Below are 254 nucleotides of genomic sequence, written 5' to 3' on the forward strand. Positions count from 1 at the left end.
AGGCTGCGGTGCAAATGAAGTATCGTGGCGGCTTCGGCCAGCCGGGGATTTCCGTCGGCGATAGCCTCCGCTATGGCCGCGTGCTCTGCCGCGGCTGCATGGAGCCGGGCGGCGTCGTCGGCTGCGAGGCGCCGAACCCGGACCAAATGGACGCGGAGGCTCCGCATCGCATTGGCGAGATAGGAATTGGAAATCGCGGCATCGATGGCCTCGTCCAACCGGCCAACCAGCGCGTAGTACTCGTGCCGTGCGGG

At 66.9% G+C, this 254-nt stretch carries 1 protein-coding gene; it reads right to left on the reverse strand.

From position 1 onward, the window contains the following. The coding region (locus tag SB659_RS20040) for an FCD domain-containing protein (protein ID WP_410551689.1) at positions 1-254 on the reverse strand (254 nt) is incomplete at both ends.

It is taken from the genome of Arthrobacter sp. SIMBA_036 (genome assembly GCF_046535135.1).
Classification (GTDB): Bacteria; Actinomycetota; Actinomycetes; order Actinomycetales; family Micrococcaceae; genus Arthrobacter.